This window comes from Paenisporosarcina sp. P4_E4_2 (assembly GCF_056401595.1).
This window is the reverse complement of record NZ_JBFUJC010000428.1, coordinates 1-4,072: the sequence shown is the minus strand read 5'-3', so window position 1 is coordinate 4,072 and position 4,072 is coordinate 1. Positions and strand designations below refer to the sequence as shown.

The 4,072-nt window shown below is 38.6% G+C and carries 4 protein-coding genes and 1 pseudogene; all 5 read right to left on the bottom strand.

Features of this window, described 5'->3' with window-relative positions:
* Positions 1-324: pseudogene (locus tag AC1DSB_RS18210) on the bottom strand (ABC transporter); the annotation flags it as partial.
* A gap of 428 nt (positions 325-752) precedes the next feature.
* The gene (gene bioB / locus AC1DSB_RS18205) at positions 753-1,751 is read right to left on the bottom strand and encodes a biotin synthase BioB (protein WP_477532832.1); all 999 of its coding nucleotides are present in this window, start codon (positions 1,749-1,751) and stop codon (positions 753-755) included.
* On the bottom strand, positions 1,717-2,151 hold the full coding sequence (locus AC1DSB_RS18200; protein ID WP_477587301.1) for a biotin transporter BioY: 435 nt from the start codon (positions 2,149-2,151) through the stop codon (positions 1,717-1,719). The genes bioB and AC1DSB_RS18200 overlap by 35 nt, the downstream gene beginning before the upstream one ends.
* 81 nt (positions 2,152-2,232) lie before the next feature.
* Positions 2,233-3,594 (bottom strand): adenosylmethionine--8-amino-7-oxononanoate transaminase, encoded by a 1,362-nt coding sequence (gene bioA, locus AC1DSB_RS18195; RefSeq protein ID WP_477532833.1) that lies wholly within the window; start codon positions 3,592-3,594, stop codon positions 2,233-2,235.
* Positions 3,584-4,072 (bottom strand): dethiobiotin synthase (bioD, locus tag AC1DSB_RS18190; RefSeq protein ID WP_477587300.1); only part of this gene is annotated, 489 nt, incomplete at its 5' end. The genes bioD and bioA, both read right to left, overlap by 11 nt.

The following is a 4,072-nucleotide window of genomic DNA, read 5'->3' as shown; positions in this document are numbered from 1 at the left end:
GTCTATAGCTGTATCTACAAATAATTCTGGTCGTTCCATTGTTAGTGACATGCTTTGCTTAGCTACATATTGACGTTGAAGTGCTAAATTCTTATATAAGTCACTGCCATTTCCTTCATCAGTTGCGTCTACATTTTGAAATTTACTCAACGCTAAAGAAAGCGATTGAGTTTCTCCAGATATTTCTTTATCTTTGTTTCCTAAATCCTCAGTTTTCACAAATAACATCAAGCCAAAAATAACTACTGCTACGAAAATACAAGCAAAAATATTTTTTTTATTTGATTTCTCTAGGATTAAACAAGTTTTAAAAATGTTCCACATTGGCATCCCTCAACTTCTAATCTCAGTATTTAATATGTATCCACAGATAACACAAATATTTGAAACTAGCTCAAATATCTTAAAGTTCCTAACCTATATTACCTCCCTATTCTATGAAATATAGTATCGGTAACTAGAAAATTTTAACATAAATATATGTAACATTCATACCCTAAATTTCAAAATATTGGGACGTTTTTTAGTATTAAACTAAAAGAAACCATTTTGACAAAAATCAAAATGGTTTCTTCTATATAAAAAATAGTATTAAAAAAGAATTTTGAAGGTTACTTAGACTTAACAGAGTAGTTTCTAATTCACATTTACCTATAATATGAACTATTTTTCCCATGAGCACTACTCTTAAATCTTCCATTAACACCTTGTCATCTGGTGAAACATGTAATATATGTCACTGCCTGATTAAGTTAAACTTCACATAATGATGCTTGCTTTTCTGCAAGCTCTATTTCGAAACCAAGATCTTGCAACATTAAATAGTCTTTATTCTCCGCTTGACCTTCTGTCGTTAAATAGTCGCCAACGAAAATACTGTTTGCTGCATATAGACCCAATGGTTGGAGTGAACCAAGATTCACCTCGCGACCACCTGAAATACGAATCTCTTTTGTTGGATTCATAAAACGGAACAGTGCCAGTACCTTCAAGCAATAGCGAGGGTTCAGTTCGTTTGTACCTTCCAGTTTTGTACCATCAATCGCATGCAGGAAATTTACTGGTATCGAATCCGCATCCAGGCGGCGAAGTGCACGTGTAATATCAACTACATCTTCCTTCGTTTCTTTCATACCAACTATTGCTCCTGAACATGGAGAGATACCATGTTTTTTCACAATTTCCACCGTATTCACACGATCTGCATATGTATGTGAAGTCGTGATGTAATCGTGATGGCGTTCAGATGTATTTAAGTTATGATTATAGCGATCGACACCAGCATTTTTCAGCTGCTCGGCTTGTTCTTCTCTTAAAAGTCCTAAGCAAGCACATACTTTCAATCCGTATTTCTCTTTAATTTCTTCTACTGCCTCACTGACAACATTTACGTCTTTACGTGTTGGACCACGGCCACTTGCAACGATACAAAATGTACCGATTTGATTTTCAAATGCATGCTTAGCACCTGCCAATATTTCTTCTTTTGATATAAACGGATATTTTTCGATTGGTGCAGTTGATTTTGACGATTGTGAACAATAACCGCAGTCCTCTGGGCAATAGCCACTTTTCGCATTCATAATCATATTTAATTTCACTTTTTTCCCGTAATAATGCTTACGGATTGTAAAAGCACCATGCAGTAGGGGTAGTAGTTCATCATCGTCCGTTGTTAAAATTTCCATTGCCTCTTCATTTGTTATTTCTTTACCGTCAATGACTTCCTGAGCTAATGTTTGCCAGTTCATTTTGTGTGCCTCTTTTCGTTGAATGTATTGTTTTCAAAAATGGATATATACGAGTAGCTATTAAACTCGTAAAAATAGCAAGTGCAATGTCAACACCTACCGTATTTAACAGCCCTACTGCCAGTACATGTGATAGGTTAGTTGGTACGTCCAGCCAAAGATTTAATGCCAGGTAAAGATAAGGTACACCAATCGCATAAATGACAGCAGTTCCAATCAAATTCGCAACAATAAAGTGTTTGCGTGTAGGTTGCTCGACGCGTTCAATGATGAAGCCGATCACATATGCACCTACAACGAAGCCAATTAAATAACCAAATGTCGGTTGTAATACATACATAATACCTCCGCCTTGAGTAAAGACAGGAAGTCCCGCTAAACCGACGAGGACATAAACCAACTGACTTTGAAGACCTCGCTTGCGGTCATTGCAGCAAAAACCGCAACAAGGGTAAGCGATAAAGTTCGTGAGTTTTTCAATTTATATTCCCCTGTCTTTGAAAAATTGTTCGATAACTACTCTCGTTGTCCCAATCATCCATTCGATTTCATCTTCTGAAATGACATAAGGTGGCATGAAATAAATAATATTACCGAGCGGACGGATCAGGAGCCCTTTCTCTAGTGCACGCTGATAAATTTGATAGCCGATTCGCTCTTCACTTGGGAATGACGACTTCGTCTCTTTATTTGCAACTAATTCAATTGCCCCAACGAAGCCAGTTTGACGATATTCACCTACATAAGGTAAATGTTCAAATGCTCTTTTTGCTAATTTTTTTAACAATTCTTGTTTGGCTACTAACTTTGTCAACACTTGTTCTTCTTCAAAAATGGCCAATACTTCCTGTGCTACACGTAGTGCGAGTGGGTTACCTGAATAACTATGCGAATGTAAAAATGCCTTCATCGTTCCGTAGTCGTCATAAAAGGCGTTAAATATCTCATTCGTTGTCAATACAGCAGAAAGCGGTAAATAACCACCCGTAATGCCTTTGGATAAACATAAAAAATCCGGTGTAATATCAGCTTGCTCGCATGCAAAGAATGTACCAGTACGGCCAAACCCGACCGCCACCTCATCAGCTATTAGATGCACATCATATTCATCGCATAATGCCCTTAATTTTTCCAGAAAAACAGGCGGATACATTTTCATTCCTGCTGCCGCTTGAATTAACGGTTCAATAATGGCAGCAGAAATCGTATCGGCATATTGCTTCAATTGTTCTTCTACATACTGTGTACAAGGAGCGCTACAGGTCGTTGGTGATTCGCCAAAAGGACAGCGAAAACAATCCGGTCCCTGTGTATGTACAACGTTTAATAACAGAGGAGCAAATACTTCGTTGTATAAACCGACTCCTCCAACGGACAAGGCACCGAGTGTTTCGCCATGATAGGCATTTGTAAATGCTAAAAACCGTTTTTTCTTCGGCTGATTCGTTTGTGCACGGTACTGAAAGCTCATTTTTAGCGCGACCTCAATGGCGGCGGATCCGTTATCGGCAAAAAACACTTTTTCCAAACCTTTTGGTGTCAGTGCAACGAGTTTCTCAGCCACATGTATCGCAGGCTCATGGGTAAAGTTCGCAAAAATAACGTGCTCTAATTTTTGTGCTTGTTCAGCTAAAGCCTTGCTAATACGCGGATTCGCATGGCCAAATAAATTGACCCACCATGAGGAAACTGCATCTAAATAGCGATTTCCTTGATTGTCGTACAACCACACCCCTTTGCCATGGTCTATCACAATCGGTGGAAAGGATTCATAGTCTTTCATTTGTGAGCAAGGATGCCAAATATGTTTAAGGTCACGAGCTTGAAGTTCTTTATATGTCATCGGTCAACAACCTTTCAAAGACCGATTCATCATCAAAGCTTTCAATCGTACGATTCGCCTCAATTACCACGTATGGAACACCGGTAAATCGACGTATTGTGTCGATATTGTTTTTTTCTAATGCACTCTGCTCGAATTGGTTGAACACAATACCTAGTAATTCGATATTACGTGCCTTCAGCGCATTTACAGATAACAAAGTGTGATTGATTGTGCCGAGCTTCGTATTTGCTACGAGTATGACAGGTAGTGCTGATTGCTGGATAACATCTAACAATGTCAAAGTAGTATCCGAATGAAGTGGCACATATAGTCCTCCAGCCCCCTCACAAATAACTGTGTCATATTCTAATTTTAACTTTTCAATCGCTTTAAGCAGCCTGTCTTCTTTTATAGTTTCCCCTTCAAGTTCCGCCGAAAAATGCGGTGATGCAGGTGTCGAAAAAGAGTATGTATTCAGTGCCTCTTGAGCTAAGGG